This is a genomic window from Loktanella salsilacus (assembly GCF_900114485.1).
In the GTDB taxonomy this organism is placed as follows: domain Bacteria; phylum Pseudomonadota; class Alphaproteobacteria; order Rhodobacterales; family Rhodobacteraceae; genus Loktanella; species Loktanella salsilacus.
In genome coordinates this window covers 13537-40352 of the sequence record NZ_FOTF01000022.1, presented here as the reverse complement: position 1 = coordinate 40352, position 26816 = coordinate 13537, and the positions used below count along the sequence as shown (strand labels likewise).

The 26816-nt window shown below is 58.3% G+C and carries 29 protein-coding genes and 2 tRNA genes; 24 read left to right on the top strand and 7 right to left on the bottom strand.

Translation table 11 applies throughout. The features are described 5' to 3' along the window. Positions 1–145 precede the first annotated feature (145 nt). Positions 146–1165 carry a DUF3800 domain-containing protein gene (locus BM131_RS16065; RefSeq protein ID WP_090191106.1) on the top strand — a complete coding sequence of 340 codons (1020 nt, stop codon included), beginning with the start codon at positions 146–148 and terminating at the stop codon, positions 1163–1165. Positions 1166–1507: 342 nt separating this feature from the next. Beyond that, positions 1508–1960 carry a hypothetical protein gene (locus tag BM131_RS20015; RefSeq protein ID WP_139222663.1) on the top strand — a complete coding sequence of 151 codons (453 nt, stop codon included), beginning with the start codon at positions 1508–1510 and terminating at the stop codon, positions 1958–1960. Between the two features lie 130 nt (positions 1961–2090). On the opposite strand, the gene BM131_RS16060 is transcribed toward BM131_RS20015, so the two are convergent. Then, entirely contained in the window at positions 2091–2675 is a 585-nt protein-coding gene (locus tag BM131_RS16060; protein ID WP_139222662.1) for a hypothetical protein, read from the bottom strand. Between the two features lie 192 nt (positions 2676–2867). Between BM131_RS16060 and BM131_RS16055 the strand changes: the two genes are divergently transcribed. Both BM131_RS16055 and BM131_RS16045 read left to right on the top strand, forming a co-directional pair. Further along, positions 2868–3323 (top strand): hypothetical protein, encoded by a 456-nt coding sequence (locus BM131_RS16055; protein WP_139222661.1) that lies wholly within the window; start codon positions 2868–2870, stop codon positions 3321–3323. A gap of 575 nt (positions 3324–3898) precedes the next feature. Continuing rightward, positions 3899–4165 (top strand): hypothetical protein, encoded by a 267-nt coding sequence (locus BM131_RS16045; protein WP_090191100.1) that lies wholly within the window; start codon positions 3899–3901, stop codon positions 4163–4165. Between the two features lie 7 nt (positions 4166–4172). On the opposite strand, the gene BM131_RS16040 is transcribed toward BM131_RS16045, so the two are convergent. The 3 genes from BM131_RS16040 to BM131_RS16030 all read right to left on the bottom strand — a co-directional run bounded on the left by BM131_RS16040 (position 4173) and on the right by BM131_RS16030 (position 6387). Further along, the gene (locus BM131_RS16040; RefSeq protein WP_090191097.1) at positions 4173–5129 is read right to left on the bottom strand and encodes a DNA cytosine methyltransferase; all 957 of its coding nucleotides are present in this window, start codon (positions 5127–5129) and stop codon (positions 4173–4175) included. Position 5130: 1 nt separating this feature from the next. Continuing rightward, entirely contained in the window at positions 5131–6165 is a 1035-nt protein-coding gene (locus BM131_RS16035; RefSeq protein WP_090191096.1) for a hypothetical protein, read from the bottom strand. Between the two features lie 147 nt (positions 6166–6312). Further along, positions 6313–6387 (bottom strand) — tRNA-Thr (locus BM131_RS16030). A gap of 85 nt (positions 6388–6472) precedes the next feature. Between BM131_RS16030 and BM131_RS20310 the strand changes: the two genes are divergently transcribed. The 13 genes from BM131_RS20310 to BM131_RS15970 all read left to right on the top strand — a co-directional run bounded on the left by BM131_RS20310 (position 6473) and on the right by BM131_RS15970 (position 13997). Then, positions 6473–6628 carry a hypothetical protein gene (locus BM131_RS20310; RefSeq protein WP_175499394.1) on the top strand — a complete coding sequence of 52 codons (156 nt, stop codon included), beginning with the start codon at positions 6473–6475 and terminating at the stop codon, positions 6626–6628. Positions 6629–6703: 75 nt separating this feature from the next. After that, positions 6704–7972: a UDP-N-acetylglucosamine 1-carboxyvinyltransferase gene (gene murA / locus BM131_RS16025; RefSeq protein ID WP_090191094.1), complete on the top strand. Its 1269-nt coding sequence runs from the start codon at positions 6704–6706 to the stop codon at positions 7970–7972. After that, on the top strand, positions 7969–8445 hold the full coding sequence (locus tag BM131_RS16020; protein WP_090191092.1) for a DUF2948 family protein: 477 nt from the start codon (positions 7969–7971) through the stop codon (positions 8443–8445). Before murA ends, BM131_RS16020 begins: the two co-directional genes overlap by 4 nt. An 86-nt stretch (positions 8446–8531) precedes the next feature. Next, positions 8532–9836, top strand: a complete 1305-nt coding sequence (gene hisD / locus BM131_RS16015) for a histidinol dehydrogenase (RefSeq protein ID WP_090191091.1) — start codon at positions 8532–8534, stop codon at positions 9834–9836. Then, on the top strand, positions 9833–10312 hold the full coding sequence (locus tag BM131_RS16010) for a UPF0262 family protein (RefSeq protein WP_090191089.1): 480 nt from the start codon (positions 9833–9835) through the stop codon (positions 10310–10312). The genes hisD and BM131_RS16010 overlap by 4 nt, the downstream gene beginning before the upstream one ends. Next, positions 10302–10781, top strand: a complete 480-nt coding sequence (locus BM131_RS16005; protein WP_090191087.1) for an arsenate-mycothiol transferase ArsC — start codon at positions 10302–10304, stop codon at positions 10779–10781. Before BM131_RS16010 ends, BM131_RS16005 begins: the two co-directional genes overlap by 11 nt. Before the next feature lie 9 nt (positions 10782–10790). Continuing rightward, complete coding sequence (locus tag BM131_RS16000) at positions 10791–11219, top strand: YqaA family protein (protein ID WP_090191086.1); 429 nt, start codon at positions 10791–10793, stop codon at positions 11217–11219. A gap of 172 nt (positions 11220–11391) precedes the next feature. Then, positions 11392–11610 carry a translation initiation factor IF-1 gene (gene infA / locus BM131_RS15995; RefSeq protein ID WP_056038395.1) on the top strand — a complete coding sequence of 73 codons (219 nt, stop codon included), beginning with the start codon at positions 11392–11394 and terminating at the stop codon, positions 11608–11610. A gap of 99 nt (positions 11611–11709) precedes the next feature. Next, positions 11710–12288 (top strand): Maf family protein, encoded by a 579-nt coding sequence (locus BM131_RS15990; protein ID WP_090191118.1) that lies wholly within the window; start codon positions 11710–11712, stop codon positions 12286–12288. Beyond that, positions 12285–13316, top strand: a complete 1032-nt coding sequence (locus tag BM131_RS15985) for a ribonuclease E/G (protein WP_090191084.1) — start codon at positions 12285–12287, stop codon at positions 13314–13316. The genes BM131_RS15990 and BM131_RS15985 overlap by 4 nt, the downstream gene beginning before the upstream one ends. Next, a complete protein-coding gene (locus BM131_RS15980; RefSeq protein WP_090191082.1) occupies positions 13313–13486 on the top strand; it encodes a DNA gyrase inhibitor YacG in 174 nt (57 codons plus the stop codon). Before BM131_RS15985 ends, BM131_RS15980 begins: the two co-directional genes overlap by 4 nt. 77 nt (positions 13487–13563) lie before the next feature. Continuing rightward, positions 13564–13638 (top strand) — tRNA-Phe (locus tag BM131_RS15975). 56 nt (positions 13639–13694) lie between these two features. Next, positions 13695–13997 (top strand): hypothetical protein, encoded by a 303-nt coding sequence (locus BM131_RS15970; RefSeq protein WP_090191080.1) that lies wholly within the window; start codon positions 13695–13697, stop codon positions 13995–13997. A gap of 79 nt (positions 13998–14076) precedes the next feature. Here the strand turns inward: BM131_RS15970 and BM131_RS15965 are convergent, their stop codons facing one another. The 3 genes from BM131_RS15965 to BM131_RS15955 form a co-directional block, all read right to left on the bottom strand. Then, the gene (locus BM131_RS15965; RefSeq protein WP_090191079.1) at positions 14077–15618 is read right to left on the bottom strand and encodes a tripartite tricarboxylate transporter permease; all 1542 of its coding nucleotides are present in this window, start codon (positions 15616–15618) and stop codon (positions 14077–14079) included. A 12-nt stretch (positions 15619–15630) separates the two neighbouring features. Then, on the bottom strand, positions 15631–16062 hold the full coding sequence (locus tag BM131_RS15960) for a tripartite tricarboxylate transporter TctB family protein (protein ID WP_090191078.1): 432 nt from the start codon (positions 16060–16062) through the stop codon (positions 15631–15633). A 97-nt stretch (positions 16063–16159) separates the two neighbouring features. Then, positions 16160–17149: a Bug family tripartite tricarboxylate transporter substrate binding protein gene (locus tag BM131_RS15955; RefSeq protein ID WP_090191076.1), complete on the bottom strand. Its 990-nt coding sequence runs from the start codon at positions 17147–17149 to the stop codon at positions 16160–16162. 167 nt (positions 17150–17316) lie between these two features. Between BM131_RS15955 and BM131_RS15950 the strand changes: the two genes are divergently transcribed. The 7 genes from BM131_RS15950 to BM131_RS15920 all read left to right on the top strand — a co-directional run bounded on the left by BM131_RS15950 (position 17317) and on the right by BM131_RS15920 (position 26689). Continuing rightward, on the top strand, positions 17317–17988 hold the full coding sequence (locus BM131_RS15950; protein WP_090191074.1) for a response regulator transcription factor: 672 nt from the start codon (positions 17317–17319) through the stop codon (positions 17986–17988). Beyond that, a complete protein-coding gene (locus BM131_RS15945) occupies positions 17981–19369 on the top strand; it encodes a sensor histidine kinase N-terminal domain-containing protein (RefSeq protein WP_090191073.1) in 1389 nt (462 codons plus the stop codon). The genes BM131_RS15950 and BM131_RS15945 overlap by 8 nt, the downstream gene beginning before the upstream one ends. Next, positions 19366–20403, top strand: coding sequence for an ABC transporter substrate-binding protein (locus BM131_RS15940; protein ID WP_090191071.1), 1038 nt, complete (start codon positions 19366–19368; stop codon positions 20401–20403). The genes BM131_RS15945 and BM131_RS15940 overlap by 4 nt, the downstream gene beginning before the upstream one ends. Before the next feature lie 230 nt (positions 20404–20633). Beyond that, positions 20634–21656: a hypothetical protein gene (locus BM131_RS15935; RefSeq protein ID WP_090191070.1), complete on the top strand. Its 1023-nt coding sequence runs from the start codon at positions 20634–20636 to the stop codon at positions 21654–21656. Between the two features lie 227 nt (positions 21657–21883). After that, positions 21884–22981 carry a hypothetical protein gene (locus tag BM131_RS15930; RefSeq protein WP_090191068.1) on the top strand — a complete coding sequence of 366 codons (1098 nt, stop codon included), beginning with the start codon at positions 21884–21886 and terminating at the stop codon, positions 22979–22981. Beyond that, positions 22974–23999, top strand: a complete 1026-nt coding sequence (locus BM131_RS15925; RefSeq protein ID WP_090191067.1) for a site-specific integrase — start codon at positions 22974–22976, stop codon at positions 23997–23999. The genes BM131_RS15930 and BM131_RS15925 overlap by 8 nt, the downstream gene beginning before the upstream one ends. 113 nt (positions 24000–24112) lie before the next feature. Then, complete coding sequence (locus BM131_RS15920) at positions 24113–26689, top strand: DEAD/DEAH box helicase family protein (protein WP_217646878.1); 2577 nt, start codon at positions 24113–24115, stop codon at positions 26687–26689. Positions 26690–26816 lie beyond the last annotated feature (127 nt).

Below are 26816 nucleotides of genomic sequence, written 5' to 3'. Positions count from 1 at the left end.
GGCAGGGATCGCTGGCATTACCTTTGGGGATTCAATAACGCGAGGAAGCATTTTTTCAAATATCACTGACTTGTAGAGCAGAGAACGCGACTGTAACTTCCTTAGAAAGCCCGCCGTCCCGGATAATTCTGAATTTGAGGTATGAATGTTTGCTTATATCGACGAAACGGGCCACTCTGGACGTAATATTTTCGATGTGAATGAAAATTTTCAACTCGGGACCTTGCTCTCAAAAATTAATATTGCCACGTCCGTTGGGGAGGTGCTTGATCCCTTTCTCAAAGAAAAAGGTGTTGAGCGACTGCATGCGAATGAGTGGCCTGAATATGAGCTTGTCGACTTGTCGCATTCCGTGCTCGATAGCATTGGGGAATGCGGCCCTTGGGTTCTCAACATTTTCAGTGTCCACAAACCCTATATTGCTCCGACGAAGTTTGTCGACATGATCTTTGATCCAGGCGAAAACAACGCCACGCCTGGTCATTGGTATTGGGATGAAATGCACCGGCACGTCCTTTGCTTAGTCAGCGACTCCGCAATGAACCGTGAATTGGCGAAGAAGTTTTGGGAGGCGTTCCTGAATGACGATGCTAAAGGCATCGTAACTATCGCAACAGAGATTGCTAAGACGGTCAGAAAGTCTTCAGAGCCGGCCGCAATAAAGAAAGTATTTAGGAATTCGATCAAGTGGGCTAAAGAAAACCAAGACGAATTCACCCTACTCGTCACCGAAAAACGCAAAGGATACCAAGGCCACTCACCAAATGTTATCGCATTCACTCAAGCATTTCAAGCGATACACCATTTCTGCAAGATCCACGGCTGTCAGCCCGAAACCCTTGTGCATGATCAGCAGCAAGAGTTTCAGTCAGAGCTCAAAAGGTATTATGAGGAATTTGGACAGATGGTGATTTTAGAACGCGGGGACGGAAAGTTCCCTTCAGCTGAGATGGCACCGTATCCAAAGGGCAAGTTTACACTCATGCCATCAACCCATAACCGAGGCCTTCAAGCGGTAGATCTTTTGCTTTGGATCTCTCAGCGAGAGGTTGCTACAGATCACATGAAAGTCCTCAAGGAGAGGATCGAAGAGCACGCAGAACGCTACTACATCTCGCGAGCGATGTCCCAGGCGATTGTAAATATGCACCTTCTCAAGCGTTAACTCGAGTGTTTGATACACAGGTTTCAAATTTCATCTTCGCTGGCGGTGATACAACGATACTATGTGATAGGTCGAGCCGGAGGTTTGGGAAACCGCGCTGTAGCACCAGCGTTTTCGGCGAATGTCTCCGATGGGCTGACCTAAACTTTGAGATGAGTGATGCCACAGGCTGTGCGATACCGTCATACTTTTCGAATTATTCCTACGATGGCTGCTCACTTCAGTAATACTAAGGGGGGAATCAATGGAGCAATATAGATATCAATGAAGGTATAAATTGCAAATTTCGGCCGTCAGAATTACGAATGGCCGATATGTCGGGAGCGTGGACCAGTCGCGACCATGAATGCTATCGACGCCCAGAGGTATTGGGAAGTGAATGACCGCGAGGGTTATATGTCGAGCCGAATGGCGAATGATACCACTGCGGCAGGAAAGAAACCGACGAAGGCGACGGCCTCACGCTGGTTCAATTTGATGACCACTGTCGCAGAGACTTCGGGCGATGTCTGGATTCACAAGGACGAAGACGAACTTTGGTGGATGACATCTAGGAATGACGCTCCTTCCTTCGAAATGAAAAAGGAACCCATTGCGCGCGAGCGCGAGGTCGTAATTTGCCACAAGCCCTGTGAGCATTGGTCGAACAAATCAAAAAAAGGCGTTCCACTGAGGTGGAATGAACTACATGGTCGACAGCTGGATAGTCGTTCAGGACGGGACATACCGGTATCAGGTCAACCGGGATTACGGCGTCGGCATCAGAAGCGTTATATTCGGGTATCTCGCGACTGAAGTCCGGTGGGATTGAAGTAACGGAACGCACTGCTGATCAGCAGGAGCAGGCCGGAGCTTACAAGGCGCCGGATACTGTCCGAGAGATGGGGAACACATCACTACGACGCACGTCAGCGTGCGCTCGACATCAGCGCGACGGTGAATAACCGCGCATTCTGAGCTTTTCGAGAACCGCAGTCAGCTTCTCGATCTCGTTGTTCGAGATCAAACTGATGACGGCCGGATGCTCATTCGCTGGCCGGCCGCTGCGGATCACGTCAGACACGATGCGATCCGCCGTCTTTTCGCTGTTGTCAGAATTCGCATGCACAGCGAGAGCAATCGCTTCATCGATGAGCCCGGCCGCGGCCGAAATTTCCGGCTGCTCGATCCAGGTCACATAGTAGTCATGATCGCCGCTCGCATTGAACGACGCTTGCAAGATGAACGACGGACTTGCGATATGTGTGACGAATACGTCGTCGCAATCAGCACTGACCGCACGGCCGATCGTCCAGCCGCCGGCGAAATCGGCAATCACATCGCGCGGCGTAAGTCCTGCGCGGCGGTTATACTGCGCAATCTTGCTGATGAACTCGCGTGTCGGCTCTTCGCAGTTGCGCGCAATCGTGCGCGGCGTGACGTCGAGCAGGTCGGCGACGGCAGACTGCCAGCCGCGACGGTCCGTGCCGAGAAGCGCTTTAAGGTGCTCTTCGACGTCTTTGCCAGTCATGTGTTCGTGCATAATCATTTCGCAAAACTCTGTCCATTCATGACATATTTATACGCAGGAATGACAAAGAGTAAGTTTTTTGTCGCATATTGAAAAAAGTCAGGAAAGATGCTCGTAATATTGCACCTAAAGTGGAATCTAAATGACATGAGAGCCGGAATAATACGACCACTGTAGATGGCAGACTGGGATATGACGAAGATGCTGAACATGAACATTGAGGAAATGCTCTTCGCAGAAGTGCCTGACGTCTTTGTCGAGGCGCACAAGATTGACAACGTCCTGCGCCGCATCACGTTCGATGATTTCCACGCGACGCTTCACCAGGCCGCCCAAGAGGCGGCTGAGATACTTATGACGCGCCGTCAGCACATGCTCGACTTCTTCATCGGCTACAGCGGAAATCTCGAGTTCGACATTCCAGACTTTGACCGCGACCCGGACATCGCGTTCGTCCGGATCTGCTTCATGCGTGACCGTGTGACCGTGATGCGGCAGCCATCAATTGACGAGCTGCGGCAGCACTGCATTCTCGACATCTGCGATGCGGCATACACAGACGGCGACATGATCGGCATCTATGACCTGCCCGGTGCCAAGTTTCACCACTTCGTGATCAAACGCGAGATTTTCGGTTTGATCGCATGAAACGTACATCATTTTGTATGAGGGTGTGGTGGGCATACTGCATAAGCCCTGCGCACGGGCGCTTGGTTCGGGCTGTGGTGCGACGCAGATAAGCGGTGAGTGCTGCGCATGAAGAAAACCGCCGCAGATTGAGGCCTGATTTCCTGCGGGGCTGATCGAACACAAGGCCCGCCGGCGCAAGCTGGCGGGCTCTGACACAAGCTTACAGACAAACTGGAGAATGAAATGACAATCTCATGGATCGAATCCATGACTTGCATCCCGACGCCAATTCCAATGTTGATCTCCTTCGTGGCCCCCGCGTGCACGGGCAAAACCTCGACCTATCATCACGCTTTGCAAGATGGTTGCGAGCTTGAAAAGCGCATGTTGCTTTCCAGGATAAGGATGTTTGCGGCGGTGAATGTGGCTCTCATCGATTTTGAGTAACAACAGAACTTGAGCCAGATATGACACATGGGCATCAGTCTCAGCATGCCGAGCTCGGAAAGCCTCCCACGGGCGGCGGATCAGGAGTAAGATATTCAGGACGCGAAAGCTGGTGGGTCTTGTTCGTTCCGCATACATTAAACGCTATGAGGAAGCTGCAGACAGATGCTGGTGTGATCTACTGCCGCGACGTCGTGAACGGCGTCGCCGTAGATCCGCTGAACCCGCCCGGCTGGTGCGACCCGATCCGGCGGCCAGCAGATGAAATCGCGTTGTGGCGTAACAGGCCTTACATCGTGACAGACGGCGATCTGTTTATCGTGATGTGCTTGTATCAAGCCAGCGACGAGCCGCGGTGGTGCGGTCAGGCTGGAAGTGTTCCGGATGCGCTGAAGATCGCGAGATTCATCTGAAGCCGCGTCACTCAGCGGCGATCGACACGGCTCCTTCCGTTTTCTCCAGACATTCAAGAACGGCGCCAGCAACATGCCAGCCCAACACCGGCGGCACGGCATTTCCGATCATGCGTTCCGTCTCGCGAAGCTTGGCGTGGAAGATGAATTTGTCAGGAAACGTCTGGAACCGCGCAGCTTCACGCATCGAGATGCGACGTGGCAGCTTGTAGTGAAACTGGTTGTTGCCATGGCATTCCGCACGGATTGTATGTGCCGGAACGTCAGGGTTCAGAACACGGCTGCCTTGATCGCTTGACGCTCGGGCGAGGCTCCAGACGTGGCTGAATTCTGGATCCTGGTCCACGCCTTCAAGATCTTCGATCGCTGATCGAGAAGACACCCAGTCAGGCTTTTCAAGCAGCGGGGTAGGGTGCTCGAACGGCACCGATCCGTTCAACACGCCAACGATCATCACACGCTCGCGCTTCTGCGGAACGCCGTATGCAGCTGCATGGTAAAGCTTGATGCTGACATCGTAGCCGATGGCCGTGAAGTCGCTAAGAACTTTCGCAAGCGAGTCTTTATTATAAGCGTAAAGTAGGCCGCGGACATTCTCAGCGACGAAGATCCGCGGCCGCATCTTTTCAACTGCATCTACCATGGCTTTGTAGAGCCCTGACCGTGCACCGGCCACGCCGGCCCGCTTTCCGTTGATACTGATATCCTGGCATGGGAAACCGCCGATCACGACGTCACAGCTTTCAGGCATGGTGTCGATGTGATCCCACACACTTCCGACGTGGATCTGATGACCCAGATTGGCTTCGTATGTCCGGCATGCATTCGGGTTCAAATCATTTGCCCATACGATCTCGAATGGGTTTTTGGCATAGTGCTTTCCGTTGGCGTCGAAGCCACCCAAGAAGCCGAGGTCCATGCCGCCGCATCCGCTAAACATCGATACGACGGTATGCTTTTTCATCTTAAACCCCAGAAACGTTCTTTGACTGTTCTATTCTCTGTTCAGTTAAAAACAAGTTTTGGGACGGTGTAAAGTCTACAGCGTAAACATCGGCGCGCTTCAGCCATTCAATAATGCGCTGATCTGGCGGAACGTCGGACCCCCAATATTCGACGAACAGCGCTGGCTCGAGATAGGCTGCCGCCTCCCGCATTTCATCTTGGATCGCCATGATCGAACGCTCGACATAATGCCCGCCGCGCGCGGGCCCGGCGACACTGCCGGCAGAGAACAGGTCACGTGCTTGAGGGCAAAGGACGCCGCGGTAAGACATCATGTATGAGACTGGGTCGGTATATTTGCGGCGTTGCCGACCGCCGCCGCAGACTTGGGGGCAAAGTAGAACCGCTTCCGCGCGGATCGCACGCTTTTCATCTTGGGGCAGATCCATGTAGAGCCGGATCTCCATCGAGAGCGTGTGGGTTTGCTCATCCTCTGGCTTGTCTTCAAGCCACCACAGCCGCTCACCCTCATTCAACCTGCCTCGTGCATATTCCCTGATGTGCGTCATCTTGTCGTGCATGTCGAGCTTGCGGAAGTCTTCGTAAGTCGTTCCAATCTGGTCGAACAGGGAACGTTCAGACCCGATCTCGATCTCGAAACGAGGGACGTGGGACGTGCGAACGTGGATGATGCTGTCGCCGTAGTCTGCAAACCTGACCTGCGGCGTACCGCCCATTTTTCCATACATGATATATATGTTGTCGACGGCTGCGCTGCGCTTTCCTTCTGACACACTGTTTGCGATGCAACGCCAGCTGTCGCTTTCGGTGGCTTTGACCTCAACACCGAAATTCCCGATCACAATATCAGGGAACGCTTGGACCTGCTCATCTAGTGCCGGGTCAAAGCCCAGTTCGACCAGGCGCTCAGAGATGCGGTGCCGGACTTGTGCTTCAAAGATTGCTGGCTTGTGCATCGACTTGTCGGCGGTCACGTCTCGGTTCAGTCGTTCGGCCACTGTTTCCAATATCGCTTCGAACTCTGCTGCGGTCATGATAATCCTCAAGTCAGTGTGATAGCCGCCGCCGGCATGGAATCGCTGGAAGGGCTCAGCGTCAACTTTGACGCAAGTTCGCACCCTTGCAACAAGTGAGTTTGCTCACATAGCAAAGAATTATCATTTGATATCAAGGGGTTCAGATGGTGCTGTGAGAGAGGATTGAACTCTCGACCTCACCCTTACCAAGGGTGTGCTCTGCCACTGAGCTACCACAGCATCCGTGAGCGGGGAATTAGCGGACGTTTGCGCGGGGTGCAAGCCCTCTCTGGACCAAAAATTGCACAGCGGGTAGAAGAATTGCATGACAGACAAATCCACACCCGATACCGCCGCGCCGCGCGCCAAGCCTGCTGCCAAGGGCAAGACCCGCGAAGACAGGCTGAAGGCCGCGCTAAAGGCGAACATGGCAAAGCGCAAAGCGCAGGCCAAGGCGCGCAGCGCTGATACCGCCGACTAAGACTTGCGCGACTGGACCTCGCGGACGGGTCGCTGTAACACGGCAGCCAACGCCGGCAGCAGGAAGGTCAGGTCCATGGATTCAATCGTCGTCAAGGGTGGCCGCCCGCTTCAAGGTCAGATCTCTATCGCAGGGGCCAAGAACGCCGCGCTGGCGTTGATGCCCGCGACTTTGTTGTCAGAAGAGCCGTTGACGCTGACCAATGCGCCGCGCCTGTCGGACATCAAGACGATGACCGCTTTGCTGCAGTCGCTGGGGGTCGAAGTGACCTCTATGCAGGACGGCAAGGTGCAGGTGCTGTCGAGCCACGACATGACATCCACGACGGCTGACTATGAAATCGTGCGCAAGATGCGGGCGTCTAACCTTGTGCTGGGCCCGCTGCTGGCGCGGCATCATCAGGCGATTGTGTCGCTGCCGGGCGGCTGCGCCATTGGTGCGCGGCCGATGGATATTCACGTCACAGCGCTGGAAGCGATGGGTGCGCAGATTGAACTGCGCGACGGCTATTTGCACGCGAAAGCGCCCGGCGGGCTTAAGGGCGCGCGGGTGCCGTTGCGCTTTGCCTCTGTCGGCGCGACCGAGAATATTCTGATGGCCGCGACTTTGGCCAAAGGCACGACCATTCTGGAAAACGCCGCGCGCGAGCCGGAAATCGTCGATCTGGCCCGCTGCCTGCGCAGCATGGGCGCGCAGATTGAGGGCGAGGGGACCTCTACCATCACGATCCAAGGCGTGGACCGTCTGGGCGCGGCGACGCACCCCGTTGTCACAGACCGGATCGAGCTGGGCACCTACATGCTGGCCCCTGTGTTTTGCGGCGGCGAAGTCGAATGCCTTGGCGGGCGCATGGATCTGGTTGAATCTTTTGCCGAACGGCTGGATGCGGCAGGTGTCGATGTGACCGAGACGCCGAACGGCCTGAAGGTAAAGCGCCGCGGCGACCGGCCGCGTGCGGTTGACGTCGTGACTGAACCGTTCCCCGGCTTTCCGACGGATTTGCAGGCGCAGATGATGGCGATGCTGTGCTTGGCCGAAGGCACATCGGTGCTGGAAGAAAAGATTTTCGAGAATCGCTTTATGCATGCGCCCGAACTGGTGCGTATGGGCGCGAATATCGAAGTGCACGGCGGCCATGCTACCGTTCACGGCGTGGAAAAGCTGAAGGGTGCCCCCGTTATGGCGACCGATCTGCGGGCCAGCGTATCGCTGATTCTTGCTGGTCTGGCCGCCGAGGGTGAAACGATTGTGAACCGCGTCTATCACCTTGATCGCGGCTATGAGCATGTCGAGGATAAGCTTGGCGGTGTTGGGGCCCAGATCGAACGGGTCACAGGCGTATGACCGAAGATGCACGCTTTGAAGACGGGGTCGACAAACCGCTCGCCCTGATGGCGCGGGACGCCGAGGATTTGCAGGTTATCTCTGCCCTGGCGCAGGATGCAGTGTTTCCCGCGTCCGAAATGCGCTGGACCCCGGCAGACCGCCGCTTTGCGATACTGCTGAACCGGTTTCGCTGGGAAGACGCGGCCAAGGCGCATGGCCGCCGCGATTTTGAGCGGGTGCAGAGCGTTCTGCTGATCGAGGACGTCATGGGCGTGCGGTCCCAGGGTGTGCCAAAGGGCGACGCGGATACGGTCCTGTCGCTGCTGGCGCTAGAGTTTCGCCCCGGCCCGGATGGCACCGGAGAGGTCGTGATGACGCTTGCCGGCGACGGCGTGATTTCCTGCGCGGTCGAGGCGCTGGAAGTCGTGCTGCGCGACGTGACGCGGCCCTATATTGCGCCGTCGCGCAAGGCCCCGCGACATCCGGACTGATTGCCTGATCGCGATCACGAGCTATATGCCTCCGGCGGGAGTTTTCCTGGCCAGATGAAGGCCTAATCCACCAAGGATGCCGAGATATGCCACAGTTTTTGGATGCGCAAAGCGCAGATTTCGAAGCGCAGTTTCAAGCGCTGCTAAGCGCGAAGCGTGAGGACAGCCCCGATGTCGATGACGCCGTCGCGGCGATCATTGCGGATGTGCGGGGCAGGGGTGATCAGGCGCTGATCGATCTGACGGCCAAGTTCGATCGTTTGACGCTGACGGCGGACAAACTGCGGATTTCTGCGGCAGAGGTAGACGCCGCTTGCGCTGAGGTCAGCGCAGAGGACCGCGCGGCGCTGGAATTGGCGGCGGAGCGCATTCGCGCCTATCACGCGCGGCAGATGCCAGAAGATCAAAGCTGGATTGATGATGCGGGCGCAAGCCTTGGTTGGCGCTGGACGCCTGTGTCTGCGGCTGGACTATATGTGCCGGGCGGGCTGGCAAGCTATCCATCGTCCGTGTTGATGAACGCGATCCCGGCGAAGGTGGCCGGCGTGGGGCGGCTTGCGATGGTTGTGCCGACGCCGGACGGCGTGCTGAACCCGTTGGTTTTGTTGGCGGCGCGGATTGCGGGTGTGGACGAGATTTACCGCGTTGGCGGCGCACAGGCGATTGCGGCGCTGGCTTATGGAACGGACACCATCGCGCCGGTGGACAAGATCACCGGGCCGGGAAATGCTTATGTCGCGGCGGCCAAGCGGCGGGTGTTCGGCAAGGTTGGCATCGACATGATTGCGGGTCCGTCGGAAATCCTTGTGATTGCTGATGCGGACAACGATCCCGATTGGATCGCGCTCGATCTGCTCAGCCAAGCCGAACATGATGAAAGCGCCCAGTCGATCCTGATCACCACCGATGCTGGCTTTGGCCAAGCGGTCGCGGCGGCAGTGGACAAGCGTTTAGAAACGCTGGAGCGTCGCAAGATTGCCGGGGCCAGCTGGCGCGACTTTGGCGCGATTATCACCGTGCCCGATCTGGCCACCGCTGTTGCGCTGTCCGACCGGATCGCGCCAGAGCACCTAGAGCTTTGCGTGGCAGAGGCTGAGGCGCTGAGTACACAGATCGCCCATGCCGGTGCCATTTTCATCGGAAGCTGGACGCCAGAGGCGATTGGTGACTACATTGGCGGACCAAATCACGTATTGCCGACCGCCCGGTCGGCGCGCTTTTCAAGTGGGTTGTCGGTTATGGACTTTATCAAACGCACCACTTTGGCCCGCATGACGCCTGAGGCGCTGGCCGCCATCGGGCCTGCTGCGGCGCGTCTGGCGCAGTCCGAAAGCCTAGAGGCGCACGGGCTATCCGTGCAGGCCCGCCTTGACCGATTGAACCGCACATGAGCCGCATCGTTGATATTTCGCTGGATGACAGCGGCCTGCCGCCGCCCAGCCCAGAGATCGAGCAAGAGCGCCGGGTCGCGATCTTTGATCTACTTGAAGACAACACGTTTACCTTGCCCGCCCGCGAAGGGCGCGATGTGCCGCCGGGCCCTTACCGGCTAGAGCTGTCGATCCGCGAACGCCGTCTGGTGTTCGACATCACCGACGCAGAATTGGGCGAAGCGGGGGAATTTCATCTGTCGCTTGGCCCGTTTCGGCAGGTGGTGAAGGATTACTTTCAGATTTGCGAAAGCTATTTCGACGCGGTGAAAACCATGCCGCCCAGCCAGATCGAGACGATCGATATGGCCCGCCGGGGCATCCACAACGAGGGTGCGCGGGTGTTGCAGGAACGGCTTGAAGGCAAGGCCGAAGTGGATATCGACACGGCGCGCCGTTTGTTTACCCTGATCTGTGTGCTTCATTTTGGCGGATGACAGCGGACATAAGGCGGCAGGTTTGCCGCAGTCTGTCTTGTTTTGCTGCGACCATAATGCCGTCCGTTCGCCCATGGCCGAAGGCATCATGAAAAAGCTATACGGCACGCGGGCTTACATCCAATCCGTCGGCGTGAATAACGACATGGAGATCGACGGCTTTGCGGTTTCTGTCTGCGCTGAAATCGGCGTGGCGCTGGAACGACACCGGTCCCGCAGCTTTGACGAGATGGAGCAATGGGGCGACGATCTGTCGTCCTTTGATCTGGTGTTGGCCTTGTCGCCCGCCAGCCAGCGCCGCGCGCTGGATTTGACGCAGTTCTATCATTTGGACGTGGAATATTGGCCCATTCTGGACCCCACGGGAATGGTCGACCAGCGCGAAGAGCGCCTTGCGCTGTATCGCCAGACCCGCGATCAGATAATCGCGCGTCTGACCGACCGCTTTGGCCCGCCGCCTGCTGACTAACGCGCTGATATGATTTCATATCTTGGTCTGTGGCTTGCCGCGTTTCTGGCGGCAACGCTGCTTCCTGCGCAGTCAGAGGCGGTCTTGGCCGCCCTTTTGGTGGCGGGGGACCATCCAGCCGCCGCGCTGATCGCTGTCGCAACTTTCGGCAATGTTTTGGGATCGCTGGTGAATTGGGTGCTGGGGCGGTCGTTGCTGCGCTGGCAAAATGCGCGCTGGTTTCCGGTGAATGACCGCCAGCTTGACCGCGCGCAGGGCTGGTATCGGCGCTATGGCCGCTGGTCGCTGCTGGGCAGCTGGTTGCCCATCGTCGGCGACCCGTTGACGCTGGTCGCGGGCGTTATGAAAGAGCCGCTTATTCCGTTTTTGCTGCTGGTGACATGCGCCAAGGGCCTGCGCTATATCATATTGGCGGGGTTGGTTCTGGCGTGGATATGACAGCGGGCCACCCCGATTGATCCCCTTAGAACCCATTTTGCCTTGGGTTTTTTGCAAAGCCCGCCGGATATGGGGGGCAGGGGCTGACATTTGCCCTTGAAAATCTTGGGAATGAGGCGCATTTACACGCCGCAGCCGCCTTTGCGCGGCAACATTTTAGACAGGAGACCACATGGCCAAGGATGAACTTCTCGAATTTCCGGGCGTCGTGAAGGAACTGCTGCCGAATGCGACATTCCGGGTCGAGTTGGAAAACGGCCATGAAATTATCGCGCATACGGCTGGCAAGATGCGGAAGAACCGCATCCGTGTCCTCGCGGGCGACAAGGTGCAGGTCGAAATGACCCCCTACGATCTGACCAAAGGTCGGATCAACTATCGTTTCAAATAAACAAGGGCGCGGTGTCGCGCCTTTGCGGGCCTGCGGTTTGCTTGGCAAACCGCGACCGACACCCTGCGCATGCACCGGGGTGCTAATATGACTGACAAAATGCAACTGATCCTCGGTTCCGGCTCTCCACGCCGGCTCGAGCTGCTTGCGCAGATCGGCGTTGTGCCTGACGCCGTATCGCCACCTGACATTAACGAAGATGTAGCCAAGGGCGAACTGCCCCGCGATTACGTCAAACGCATCGCCGCCCAGAAAAGCGCCGCTATTATCGCGGGCCCGGACGAGATCGTTTTGGTCGCTGATACCACCGTTGCACTTGGGCGCCGCATCATGGGCAAACCCGTGGACGCGGCCGAGGCGCGTGCCTTTCTGTCGCTGCTGTCGGGTCGCCGTCACAAGGTCATTACCGCCGTTGTCGTCAAACGCGGCGACAAGACCTGGGCGCGCGACGTGCAGACCACAGTGATGATGAAGCGTTTGTCGCAACCTGAAATCGACAGTTACATCGCCAGTGATGACTGGCGCGGCAAGGCGGGTGGCTATGCCATCCAAGGGCCTGCCGGTGCCTTTATCCCATGGATCAACGGTAGCTTTACCGGTGTCGTCGGCTTGCCGCTGGCGGAAACCGCAACCCTTTTGGCCAGCGCTGGCTATCCCATTTACGGAGTCCCCGCATGAAGGGCCGCACGATTATCCTCGACGATCTGAACGGAATCGAAGCCGCAGCCTTGTTGGTCGATGGCCAGCTGGACGACCTGCTGGTTGATGCCGTTGACGCGCCGCGCCCCGGTGCGATTTATCGCGGCATTTGCGATCGTCCGCTCAAGGGGCAGGGCGGCATGATGCTGCGCCTACCAGAGGGCGGCACAGCCTTTCTGCGCAGCGCCAAGGGCCTGCGCCCAGGTCAGCCCATGCTGGTACAGGTCACGGGCTACGCCGAGGACGGCAAGGCCGTGCCTGTCACCGACCGTGTGCTGTTCAAAAGCCGCTATGCCATTGTGACGCCCGGCAAACCCGGCCTGAACATCAGCCGCCAGATTACCGACGACGACCAGCGCGACGCGTTGCTTGGCATCGCCAATGCGGCGTTCGAGGCGGACGGAGAGACGGGCCTGATTCTGCGCTCCTCTTGCGCCTTTGCATCAGAGGACGACATCACCGAAGATATCATCGCGATGCAGGACCTTGCCGCCGCCATCATGGCAGAAGCGGAAGGCACCGAGCCTGAGGCCCTGACCGAAGGCGACGGCCCGCACGCGCTGGCGTGGCGCGAATGGGTCATCCCCGCAGAGGTCGTGACCGAGCCAGGCGGGTTCGAGAGCCTTGGCGTGCTGGACCAGATTGACGATATCTTGCGTCCAAAAATTACGCTGGCAGAAGGCACCATGTACGTCGAAGCCACCCGCGCGCTGGTGGCCGTCGATGTGAACACAGGCGGCGACACCTCGCCTGCTGCGGCGCTTAAGGTGAACCTTGCGGCAGCCCGTGTGCTGCCCCGTGCGCTGCGTCTGCGCGGCTTTGGCGGGCAGATTGCCGTCGATTTCGCGCCCATGTCCAAGGCGCACCGCAAACAAGTCGAACAATCCCTGCGCGCGGCCTTTCGCGCTGACGCGGTCGAGACGTCGTTGGTCGGATGGACCACGATGGGTTTGTTTGAACTGCAGCGCAAACGCGAGCGTCTGCCGTGGAAAGGTTTGCCTGCATGAGCTGCCCGATCTGCGAGCGTGCAACCGACCCACAATACCGCCCATTCTGCTCAAAGCGCTGCGCTGACGTTGATCTAGCCAAGTGGCTGACCGGCTCTTACGCCATTCCTGCGGCCCCAGAAGAGCAAGCCGACGACGAAGATTTTCAAGGCCTCGAAAAACCTCACTGATTTCGTGAAAAAGGCTCTGGACACCCCCGCGTGGCTGACCTAGAACGCCGCTACCCGATGGCCTTGGCCATCCCGGTGCCCGGGTAGCTCAGGGGTAGAGCAGTGGATTGAAAATCCTCGTGTCGGTGGTTCGATTCCGCCCCTGGGCACCATTTATAACGCTTTAGTGCGTTAAATTTACTCACAGACAGATCGTGCTGATCGCCTTATGGGCGCGCATTTCGGCGTGTTCGTAGCTGTGCGGTGCGTTTGGATGGGCCTGCGCCAGTGGACGCTATTCTGTCGGCGCACACCATCGCGCCGTACCCATGCCCTTGCCAACGGTGCGACCCCGGACGATCTGGATGCGTGCAACGGCCACGAGGTCGCGGGCATGAGCTATCATTACCACGCAGGCGAGGCGGGCGGGAACGCGATCCTGTCCTGCCTGAAGGCGCAGGCAGGATGCGCGTCTGAAGACCCGGACGCGGTCTGTGATGCATCGGCGAACGCCCGGCCACCGCGCCGGTAGGCGGCAACGTCATTCAGAAACAAAAAGGGGCGGCGAGCCATATGGCGCGCCGCCCCTGTCTTTTGCGCCGTCCGGTGCTTTAGTCGGACAGCGACCCTTCTTCGTCGCGGCGGGCGTGCATCTGCGCCTTAACCCGGCGACCGACGATCAGCGGGATGACAAAGCCGATGATGGCGATGGTCCACAGGCCAATGGCCAGCGGGCTGTCGATCAGCGTGAACCAGTTGCCGTTGTCGATGGTAATCGCGCGGCGCAGGTTGTTCTCCATCGCGTTGCCCAGCAGGGTGCCAAGGATGATGGGCACCAGCGGCACGTCCAACTTACGCAGCACCCAGCCCATCAGGCCAAAGCCAACCATGACCAGCAGGTCAAAGGACGAGCCAGAGATGCCGTAGATCCCGACAAAGGACACCATCGCGACCACGGGCATCAGGATGCGCGGCGGCACCATCAGCACGCGTGTAAAGATGCCAACCATCGGGATGTTCATCGCCAGCAGCATAAAGTTCGCGATGAACAGCGCGGCGATCAGGCCCCAGACGACGTCGGGGTTCTGGCTGAACAGCAGCGGGCCGGGGGTGATGTTAAGCGACAACAGCACCGCCAGCAGCACGGCTGTTGTGCCTGATCCCGGCACACCCAGCGCCAACATGGGCACCAGCGCACCGCCAGCGGCCGCGTTATTGCCGGCCTCTGGCGCGGCGACACCGCGTGGATCGCCTTTGCCAAAGGTTTTGCCTTCGGGATCGACCAGCTTCTTTTCAAACGTATAGGCGATGAATGACCCTAGCGATGCACCCGCACCCGGCAAGACGCCCGCAAGGAAGCCAAGGATGGTGGACCGGATCATTGTCGGGGTCGTCTGCTTGATCATCGACATCGGCGGCGTCAGGCGGCCAATCTTGATCTTGGCGGCATCGGCGCTGGCTTCGCCGTGGCGGTTCTCAAGAAAGATGAACACCTCTGACAGGGCGAACAGGCCGACGATGGCGACAAGGAAATCAAGGCCGTCGTAAAGGTGGACTTCGCCAAAGGTAAAGCGTGGCACGCCGGTTTGGGTGTCCACACCGATCATCGCAAGGCCAAGGCCAAGGGCGGCCGCAAAGGCCGATTTGGCTTGGTTCGTGGACGAAACGCCGCCCAGCGTCATGAAGGCCAGCGCGAACAGCGCGAAGTATTCGGCGGGGCCAAACAGCAGCGCGATCTTGACCAGTTGGGGTGCCAAAAAGATCAGGCCCCACGTGGCAAAGAACGCGCCGACAAAGGACGCCAGACCCGATAGCGACAGCGCCTGACCGGCCATGCCCTTTTGCGCCATGGGGTAGCCGTCAAGACAGGTCATCATCGCAGGCTCGTCGCCCGGAATGTTCAGCAGTATCGAGGAGATCCGCCCGCCATACATGGCCCCGTAATAGACCGAAGTCAGCAGGATCAGCGAGGCCGTCGGCCCAAGGCCAAGGGTAAACGCCAGCGGGATCAGGATCGCCACGCCGTTCGATGGGCCAAGACCGGGCAGGGCGCCCATGATCGTGCCCAAAAAGCAGCCCAGCAGGGCCAGCAGAATATTCTGCCAAGTCAGCGCAATGGCAAAGCCATCGACGAGGGAAGTAAGGGTATCCATGGTGATGCGTCCTTAGAAACCAAGTGGACCGCGTGCGAGCGACAGGCCCAGCACGAGGTGAAAGACGACATAGATGCCGAGCGATGTGCCAACGCCGGTCAACAAAGAGCCAACGAGCCCGGACCCCAGACGCCATGTCAGGTAAGCCGAGGCAAAGAAGGTCGCGATGATGAAACCAACCTCTGGCAGCAGCTGCGCATAAAGCACCATGACGACGGCGGCGGCGAAAATCTCGACCAAGCGGCCAAGGGCGGGCCACTGGGGCGATTCGTCGGGGCGCAGTGCGATCACGGCAGAGCTAAGGCCAAGGATGGTGGCGATGATCAGCGGAAAGGCCTTGGGGCCGACGGCATCAGACAAGAAGCTTTCATTGATCGTCAATGCGGCCAGCGCAAAGCCAATCGCCAGAAGCAGCCCGACGACGCCAAAAATGCGATCGGTCATGGTGGGATCCTTTGACAGGTATGTGGGGAAGGGGGGAACGGTTGGGGCGCCGCAAATTTTTTGCAGCGCCCCTGATGTTCAACGGCAAACGCGCCGTTTACTGGATGATGCCGATTTCTTTGGAAATCGCATTGATGCGCGCGACGTCGTCAGCCACGAAGGCTTCGAACTCTGCGCCCTGCAGGTCCAGCGGGGCCAAGCCGTTGTTCGCCATGACGTCTTTCCAAGCGTCAGAGGCATAAAGGTCAGCGATCTTGGACACCCAAGCGTCATAGGCTTCATCGCTCATGCCGCCGGGGGCGTAGAAGCCGCGCCAGTTGGCACCGATCGCGTCAACGCCTTGCTCTTTTGCTGTTGGGAAAACGGCAAAGTCGCCTTCCAGACGCTCTGGTGCCAGCACGGCCAGCACGCGGATGTCACCGCTTTCAACAAAGCCCTTGGCTTCGGATGCGTCGCCAGTGAACGCCTGCACGGAACCGGCCAGCAGCTGGGTCACAGCCTCGCCGCCACCGTCAAAGGCGATGTACTTGACCGAACGCACGTCATCGATGCCATAAGCGTTGGCCGCGATCAGCACCTTCAGGTGATCCCAGCCGCCCACAGCAGAGCCGCCAGCGATAGAGATTGAAGTCGGATCGGTCTTCATCTGCTCCAGCAGGGCGGGCAGGTCGGCGAGCTCTGAATCGGCGGATACGGCGATAATGCCGTAATCAGCGCCAACCGATGCCAACCAACGGACCTGGTCCATTGTGTTGCCGGGGTATGCACCCTGCGCCAGACGGGTGGTCGTGGCGGATGATGCCGCGACGATCAGGTCGTTGCTGTCGGCACGCTTGTTCACGACTTCGGCGTAAGCGACACCGCCGCCGCCGCCAGCCAGGTTCACGACCTGCATAGTCTTTTCGATCAGACCTTCGTCCTGCATCAGCTTGCCGACCTGACGGCAGGTAAAGTCCCAGCCGCCGCCGGGGTTGGCGGGTGCGATGCACTCTGGGCTTTCGGGGGTAAAGCCCTGCGCCGATGCGGCAATGGTCGATGCGCCGAGCAGAACTGCGGCGATGGTCAGGCGTGTTGCCTTAATAGTCATGTGGAAATCCCTCCAGATTCGTTTTGCCGGGGCTTATGGCCGCCCGGAAGCCTGAGCCAACGCACCGCAAGAATTGCGGTCTCCTCGCGTTTGGCTGATAAGAGGTTAGGCGCTAAAGCTGTCGCGAACCTGTCATCGGGCGGCAGCTAGGCACCGCAGGGGGGACTATGCGCGTTTTAATCGTCGAAGATGCCGCCGATGTCGCCGACGCGATTGCGGCGCGGCTGGGGAAATCTGGCATGGCCTGCGATGTTGCCGGCAGCGTGGCAGACGCCGAGGATTTCCTGAGGGTCCAGCGCTATGACGCCATGGTGCTGGATATTAACCTACCGGATCGCCATGGCACGGACCTGCTCAAAGACCTGCGCGCAAGGGGCGACCGTACGCCGGTCCTGATGCTGACGGCGCTGTTTTCCGTCGATGACCGGGTGTCGGCGCTGAACCTTGGGGCGGATGATTATCTGGTGAAACCTTTCGATCAACGCGAACTCGACGCCCGCCTGCGCGCCTTGATGCGGCGCGATGCGGACCAGAAAACCGACGCGCTGACGCTTGGCCCGCTGGCCTTTTCCCCCGCGACCCAGACCGCCACGCTGGACGGGGCCGCAATGGATTTGACGCGCCGCGAAGCGGCCCTGCTGGGCCTGCTGCTGCGCCACCAAGGCCAAGCGATCAGCAAGCAACGCCTGTACGAGGGGCTGTTCGCCTTTGACGACGCCGACGTTGGCCTGAACGCGATCGAGCTTTATATCGCGCGCCTGCGCAAACGGATCGGGACGTCGGCGGTAAAGATTGAAACGCAGCGCGGCATTGGCTACCGGATTTGCCTTGATGCCTAGCGGATCGCCGCACCACCGCTGGACGCTGGTCAGCCGCGTCATGGTGGGCGTGCTGTCGCTGCTGGCGCTCGGCGGGGTCGTGGTGGCGCTGGCGTCCTTTGCTTATGGTCGCAGCGCCGCGCGGCAGGCGTTTGACCCGCTGCTGGTGGGCGCGGCGCAGGATATCGCGGAATCAATCTCGATCAGCGACGGCGCGCCAGTGATTGACCTGCCCGTTTCGGCCTTCGGCCTGTTGTCACTCGCCCCGGATGACCGGATTTTCTATGCGATCCACGGCCCTGACGGCGCATTGTTGACGGGCTACGATGGTCAGGATTTGCCCGAACGCAGCGGCAATCCCGCCCAGACCCGGTACCGCGATGGTGCCATGCAGGGTGACGCGGCGCGATTCGTCACCGTGTCGCGCCTATTTTCCGAACGTGCCTATTCAGGGCGGGTGTTCGTCACCGTCGGCCAGACCATGCAGGCGCGCAGGGCCATGGCGCTGGACCTGACCCGCCGCGCGTTGCTGCTGACCGCACTGGGCGGCATCGCCTTGATCGTCAGCGCCTTTGTCGTGATCCGGTCGGCGATGCGTCCGCTTGCTGTCCTGACCCGCGATCTGATGCACCGCGACCCCTATGATCTGACGCCCATGCAGGCCGGCGGCCCGGCCGAGGTGACAATCATGGTCGGCGCGATGAACCGTTTTATGGGCCGCCTTGATCGCCAAGTCGGCGCGATGAAGAACCTGATTTCCGACACCGCGCACCAGCTGCGCACCCCTGTCGCCGCGATCCGTGCGCAGGCCGAACTTGCGCTCGAAGACGAGGCGCAGCGCCCGCAGCGGCTGGACCGGTTGGTGCTGCGGACAAGATCGCTTGGCACGCTGCTGGATCAGATGCTGTCGCGGGCGCTGGTGATCCACCGCATCGATAACGCTGCGCCGACGCCGATTGACCTGCGCGACATTGCCCTGACCGTGCTGGACAGCCGCGATCACGAACTGCTGGCCCCCGGTAAAGACGTGCAGCTGCAAATTGGCGAAGACGCTGTGATGGCCCTCGCGGACGAGATTTCCCTGACCGAAGCGGTGCGTAACATGTTGGGCAATGCCCTGCGCCATGGCACCGCGCCCGTTGTCGTGGGCGTGTCAGTGGATGGCGATATCGCCGCAATCTGGGTGCAGGACACTGGCCCGGGCCCGCCTGACGCCGTGCGCGCGGCCCTTGGCCAGCGGTTCGAACGCACCGCCGCATCCAAAGGCAATAGCGCAGGGCTGGGCCTGTCCATCGTCGCTGCCGTCGCCCGCGCCTTTGACGGGCAAATGATCATGGCAAATGTGCCGGGCGGCTTTCGCGTTAGCCTGACCTTGCCGCTCAAACAGCAGGACACGCCATGATCCGCGCCATTGCACTCAGCCTGCTGCTATCCTCAGCCGCCCACGCGCAAGAGGCCGTCAGCACCTACGCCGCCCCCGGCGCGGCTGTGACCACACCGCTTGTTGTCCGCTCGACCACCGATACAGAAATCTTTGCCCCGCTGCTGGACGCCTTTGTTACGGCTCATCCGGGCATTGCCCTCACCTACGAACAATGGGGCTCTAACGCGCTCTATGCCGCCGCGCTGCGGGCCTGCGATGGGGGCGGGGACGCACAGCCCGATGCTGTCATCTCATCCGGCGTGCATCAGATTGTCGATCTGGTGAACCGGGCCTGCGCGCGGCCCTATACCTCTGGCCGGACCCTTGCCCTGCCAGAGGCACGCCGCTGGCGCAACGAGGTGTGGGGCATCACAGCAGAGGCGGCCGTCACGATTTATAACAAGGATCTGGTGCCAGACGTGGACGTGCCGCGCACCCGGTTCGACCTGCTTGACTTGCTGCGCCGCAAGCCCGAATCCTACCGGGGTAAGATCGCGACCTATGATATCGAGGCTTCGGGCCTTGGCTATCTGTTCGCCTTTATGGACAGCCAGCAAGCCACGACCTTTGGCGGCCTGCTCGAAGGTTTCGCCCGCGTTGATGCCGTTGCCACCTGCTGCTCGGCTGAGATTATCTCATCGGTCGAAAGCGGCAAGTTTCTGATCGCTTACAACGTGCTGGGGTCCTATCTGGACGTGATGGCGAACGGGCGGGTCGGGGTGATCTATCCGCAGGACTATACGCTGGTGCTGTCCCGCGCTTACATGATTCCCAAATCCGCGCCGCATCCCGAAGGTGCCGCGCTGCTGCTGGATTTCATCCTGTCCCCGGCAGGGCAAACGATCTTGCGCCGCAACCGTTTGGTGCAATCGGCCGAACCCGACCAAACCGTCCTGCAAGACAGCATCCAGCGCACGATCCCCATCGCACCCACCCTTTTGGTCGCAATGGATCAAGCGCGGCGCCGCATATTCGTTGGCAACTGGCGTGCGATTTTCGGAGAGGCGTATTGACCTGAAAAAGCGCCGCAGACGCTGCAGTGCGTGTTAGTCACATGACCCCGGAGGGGATGTTTCTATCAACATTTTCAGGAAGTTACCGTGGCAGCCCGTAGGGTTCCAAACTATCTTTATTATTTCAAACACTTAAATTTGCTAACCAATCAAAGTCGGCCCCTTCAAAACATAACCGATTTCTCCTCCTCTGCTAACCGACCTTTCGGCCTGAACGCGGGAGATTGGCAATGAGCATGAAGTCTATCGGCAGCCTCGAAGCATTAGGCGAAGCTAATACTGAACCCGGATTTGCTTTGACTGCGAAATCGCCGAGGGTCAGGCAGCTAAGAAAGAAAACTACGATCATTCAGGAGGATACAGGTATGCCAGCTGGCGTCGCGGTTCCGGTCATAAGTAACCCCCATTTAGGCGGTTGCGTAGCAAAGAAAATGCGAGATGATCTAGTGTGGATCGCTATGATAAACGATCTCGATTCCATGACCACCATGCAGCTGCGGACCAAATATGCGGGTGAGGCCAACACCCACCGGAACATGCTTCAACGTGTCAAGACCTATGGGGCTGTGGTACACTCTTCGTTCCGCAGCTTCCCGGATTTCCTGCAATTGGTCGGCCCCAAACCGACCGCGCGAGCGACTCTCGACCGTATCAATAATGACGATCCCGAATATGCCCCCGGAAAGGTGCGATGGGCCGACAAGGGGACGCAGAACCGCAACAAAGGTGACAGCCTGATCTTTACCTGTCTGAACACGGGGCGCAGCTACACCGCATCACAGCTTGCCACGAAGCAGGGGGTTAGCTCCACAGCGATCAGGGCTCGTCGCAAAAAGGGGTGGACAGACGAAGAGATCATTGCCGGGAAGCGTACGACCCATTTGGTCGCACCTGTTACAAAGAAAGTTCCAGCCCAGTCACGATCTTCTTTTACCCGGATGACAGCGGCCGAGATGGAGTTCCGGCGGGATCGCGAATATTGTGAGCATCTTCGACAGAGCGAAGGCCAAGAGTACTTCATCTGCACCCCGGCCGAGATTCAGTCCTCTACTAAAGATGATTTTCCTTGGATTGGCACGGATGAATGGCTGCGATCAGCTGAGAATTTTTTCCGACATTCAAAGTTTCCAAAGTGGTGGGCACAATACAAGCACCACGTACGTTTCCATGCCCTACAGCCGTTTCAGCAGGCTTGGGTTCTAGAAGTGGACCCAGCACAGGGACAAAAACTGGAACTGTCAGACTCCCTCTAACCTGCTGATCCTACGTGCTTTCGGCGGTTAAACTGATGGGACGGGGGGGGGACATCCGGATTAACGACATTCTGTTTGTCGTTGCTTACCCCCCCAATCCGAACCGGGGTCTAGCCGCGGGAAAAGGCACCTATATGCGATCTCTCCTTTCCTTTGGTGACCTGTATATTACGCTACTCGAGGGTTATAAGTCATTGATCCCCCTTCCAGAATCGAAGGAGCGATGAATGACCGACCCCTGCTACACGACCCGTTTTCGAACTGACCTCATCCAGAGGATCGCTGCGCAAGAGCGTGTCCCTCAGGGACAGCCCCTGCAAATTTCGCCTTGGTTGGCCATGAGTATGCTACAAAAGGCCGTGCGCCGGGGCCGTGTAGACCTCGCCATGAATGCGGCCGCCACCTTGCTGCGGGATTCGCCTGATCGCCTCTGGCGCAGGCTAGGCGGCATTGCGTTTGAGGACATCGGATTGGGCAGCTTGCACACCGTCGGCCTGACCGTTGCCGCATTGACCGGCAAGCGTTTCCGGGCTGCGATCGGTGGCGATTGGGCCGTGGCATCGGTCGTAGTAAGGGCGCTAGCCGAGGCCCCGAAAAGCCGGGCGACCGATGATCTTTTCATGGCGCTGGAAACGCTGCCCGCCCTCGCGGACATCCGCTACGGCCTTGCTGCCGAGACCAATTCTCGACTGCGCCAGATTGCGTTGAATACGCCGAACCTGCATCGCCGTGCCCTAGCAGTCCTATTTCTTCTAGGTACTAACCGCCCCGGCGGGAAGCTGCCTGCTCGGCGAGGCGAGGTGACATTGGCTTTCGATCTTCTGGATGAACTCGGCACTGCGCCTACGACACTGGCCATTTGTCGTGATGGCTACCGCAAGACAAGTGAGGCCCTGCCGGCGTTATTGGCACTGCTGGCACTGGAGAATGGCTTGCGGTCTGGCGTGACGGACGACCCCGTGCCGCCCGAGGTGATGATTGGCGGGGTTCCCGGATGGTCACTCGACATGTTCACGCGCGAAGGCAAGTTAGCTTTAACCCGGTTGCTTGCGACTAGGGCAGGGGTCGCGGAATTGACACGCTCTGAGGTATTGCAGGCTAGGCGGATATCTTTTCTGGGACAGATACTGTTCCGGGTCGAGGGGGGATTGCTCGCCCGCCGTGTCGGAGGCGACCTCTCCGACCGCCTTCACTCTCAACTGATGTTCGAAACCTTGGGGGTGCTTCCAGAAGTTGCCGTAGAGGCCCTCAACCTAATGCGGGAGGATTTGCCGCTGCTCAATCATATCCGAGCGCATGTGATGAAGGAGGCGCGTGATGTCTGAAGCGGTTCTAACCTCGGATACTAATCCATTAACACGGGTCAAAACTGACAATCCAGAGAAGCACAATTCCGAACAATTTGCAGTTAATTGCAACGTCAAAATGTTCCGGAGCGATGCGCGTGAGTCCCTGACGAATGAAGCAATTGATCTGCTCCAATACAGCCTCGCCCCGGCGACCGAACGGGCTTTGCGTGGTGATCTGGCCCATTTCCAAAACTGGGGTGGTACGTTGCCTGCAACCCCAGCCACAGTCTGTGCCTACACAGGCGACCACGCGGGGCAACATGCTGTGGCGACCATCCAGCGCCGGGTAGCCTCCATCTCCAAGGTTCACGAAATGGCGGGGCTGCCTAATCCCTGCCGTACCGAAATCGTGAAAGCCACACTTCGCGGCCTGCGCCGCAAGCACGGAACCGTCCAAAGACAGGCCAAGCCCTTGATGCGTGATGACCTGCTGTTAGTTCTGGATAGCTTGAGAGAATCCCTGCGCGACCAGCGCGACCGTGCGCTGCTGCTTCTGGGCTTCGCCGGGGGCTTCCGCCGATCCGAACTAGTGACACTGGAACGGGCTGACATCGAAACCGTCCGGCAAGGGCTCATCGTGACCATTCGGCGCAGTAAGACCGATCAGGAAGGGGCAGGTCGCCGCATCGGAATCCCCCACGGTCGCACCCGCCATTGCCCAGTCGCGGCGGTTGAGGTTTGGCTGTCAGCATCCTTGATCGACACAGGCCCGCTATTCCGCCCGATCACCCGACACGGCCACCTAGCAGCGAACCCGCTGACCGGGGACGCCGTGTCGGTCCTGCTGCGGGAGCGTCTGTCAGCGTCGGGGATCAAGCCCGAAGGTTACTCAGGCCACAGCCTGCGGGCGGGCTTTGCCACCTCGGCGGCACAGGCTGGCGTCTCCACCCTAAAAATCCGCGCGATGACCGGCCACACCTCCGACGCAATGCTGGCCCGCTACGTCCGCGAGGGTGAACTTTTTATCGGAAATGCGGCTGGGGAGCTGTTGTGACTTGACCCCTTCATAGATGCCGCCAGAAACCCGTTGTTCCAGCGAACGAAAACCCAGGAAAACCCTAGCTTTCCACTGGTAGTTTCACATCGCTTGCGAATAGATTGCTTGAGTTGTTGAATTATCGGGTTGGGTTGAATTTGGCGAGCAAGGAAGCAACTGCTAGGATCAAGATCAATCGCCTCCTTGAAGCCGCAGGATGGCGTTTCTTTGATGGCGAGAACGGCCCTGCAAACATTGTGCTAGAACCCAATGTGAAGATTTCACTACGCGATCTCAACGCCCTCGGCGATGATCTTGAAAAGTCTAAAGACGGGTTTGTCGATTTTCTTTTGCTTGATGGTCACGGCAAGCCGTTGGTTGTTCTGGAAGCGAAATCAGAAGAAAAGAACCCACTTTCAGCCAAAGAACAGGCACGGAAGTACGCTCGATCTCAGAACGCTCGTTTCGTTATTCTAAGTAATGGAAACATTCACTACCTGTGGGATTTGGAGCAAGGCAATCCAGTTGTCATTTCAAAATTTCCTACCCCAACTGAAATTGGAAACCATTATGCCTTTGCACCAGATGTCGATCGACTTACTGGCGAACAGGTAGGCCTCGATTATATCGCCCTGACGCAAATGCCTTCCTATCCGCAAGAGGCTGGTTGGAAGGTCGAAGCTGAACGCCCTCTATTTATTGAAGAGAACAAGCTGAAGTTTCTCCGGCCCTATCAACAGCGAGCGATCCAGCGAGTGCAGGAAGACGCTGCCAAGGGCTCGACGCGGTTCTTGTTTGAAATGGCAACCGGGACCGGAAAGACATTGACATCCGCCGCGCTTATTAAGCTCTTTCTCAAAACGGGGAACGCGAAGCGGGTTTTGTTCTTAGTCGATCGCCTCGAGTTGGAAGTTCAAGCCGACAAAGCGTTCAAAGCCTATCTCAAGAATGATTTCACCTCAGTCATCTACAAGGAGCAGCGCGACGACTGGCGCAAGGCGGACATTGTGGTCACGACCGTTCAGTCGCTTTTGTTCAACGACAAGTTTCGCCGTTTATTCGCCGCGACCGATTTCGATCTGGTCATTTCGGATGAAGCGCATCGTTCCATTGGGGGGAATGCTCGCGCGGTTTTTGAATATTTCATCGGGTATAAGTTGGGCCTTACCGCGACGCCAAAGGATTATCTCAAGCAGCCCAGTAGCGGCACATCTGAGCGTGATCCGCGCGAGACCGAGCGACGTATGATGCTAGATACTTACAAAGCTTTCGGGTGCACCACGGGTGAGCCGACCTATCGCTATTCCCTAATCGACGGTGTGAAGGATGGGTTCTTGATCAATCCTTATGTCGTTGATGCAAGGACAGGTGTGACTACTCAGCTTTTGTCAGATCAAGGTTTCGTTGCTACAACGACCGATGACGATGGCAGCGAGCTTGAGGAGGCATTTGCTGGGCGTGATTTTGAAAAGAAATTTTTTGCCGAAGCGACTAACCTCGCCTTTTGCAAAACTCTTTTGCAGCACGGATTGCGTGACCCGATATCGCGCGAGTTCGGGAAGACACTCGCCTTCGCTGTAAGTCAGAACCACGCGGCCAAGATCGTCCAAATTCTAAACGAGTTGGCGGATCAGCTTTGGCCAGAGCGCTACAAATCTGATTTCGCGATGCAGGTGACAAGTCACGTTTCCGACGCGCAAAAGATGACGGTAAAATTCGCTAATAACAACCTTGGCGGAAACAGCGATTTTGTCGAAAACTATCGAACCAGCAAGGCGCGGATTTGCGTTACTGTGGGAATGATGACCACAGGCTACGACGCGCCAGACATCTTGAACCTCGCGCTGATGCGTCCCATCTTCTCGCCGTCTGACTTCGTGCAGATCAAGGGTCGAGGCACCCGCAAGCACAACTTTGTGGAAGAAATGTTTAATCCAGCCCAGAAGGCTGCGCTCGGCGAGGTCAAAAAGACCGCCTTCCGTCTGTTCGACTTCTTCGCAAATTGCGAATATTTTGAGGAAAGTTTCGATTATGACGAAGAGGTAAAGCTACCAGCATCGCCTACCATGCCCTTGTCCACGGGAGTCGATGATAGGAAGAGGCTAGCGAACGTCACGGGCGGCCTTGGCACCTATGAGCATTTCGATCCCGACGATGTGGTCAGTCAGATCGAGACCCAGATCGGCAAGGACGGAATGCGCATTGACCGCGAGTTGTTCGGCAAGTTCGAAGACGCTGTCCGAGCTGATGCAACGTTGTCAGATTTGGTCGCCGCCCAGAATTGGGAAGCCGCGACCCGACATGTCATCGAAGAAATATTCGACAAACCCAACGAGTTCTACACCCTTGAAAAGTTACGCCGTGCGGTGGGGGTAGATCGTCGCATCTCGGTGCGCGAGCTGGTCGAAAAGGCATTCGGCTTCATCCCCGGCTTTAAGAGCAAGGCTGAGCTGATCGAGGACGAATTCCAGAAATTCCTGACGGACCAGCAGCCTGAAGAAGCCGACCGCATTCGTGAAATGCGCTATTTTTTCGAGGCTTACATACGCGACGGCCGTGTTCGCGCCAAGATCGATGCTGGCCATTTTGCCGATCTCAACGTAAACCCCGGCTTTTCCACGCGCGACCTGAAAGACGTGCCTGCCGCGTGGCGCAAACGCATTCCCGAATACATCAAGGACTACGTGTCCCTGAACCCCTTCCTTTGACGAAAGACCTCAATGTTAGACACTGACACCAAACGCCGCATCGACACCTGCCGCGACATTCTTGTTGGCAAGGTGCCCGATCCGAAAAGTCAGGTCGAACAGATCACTGTCGCACTGATCTACAAAT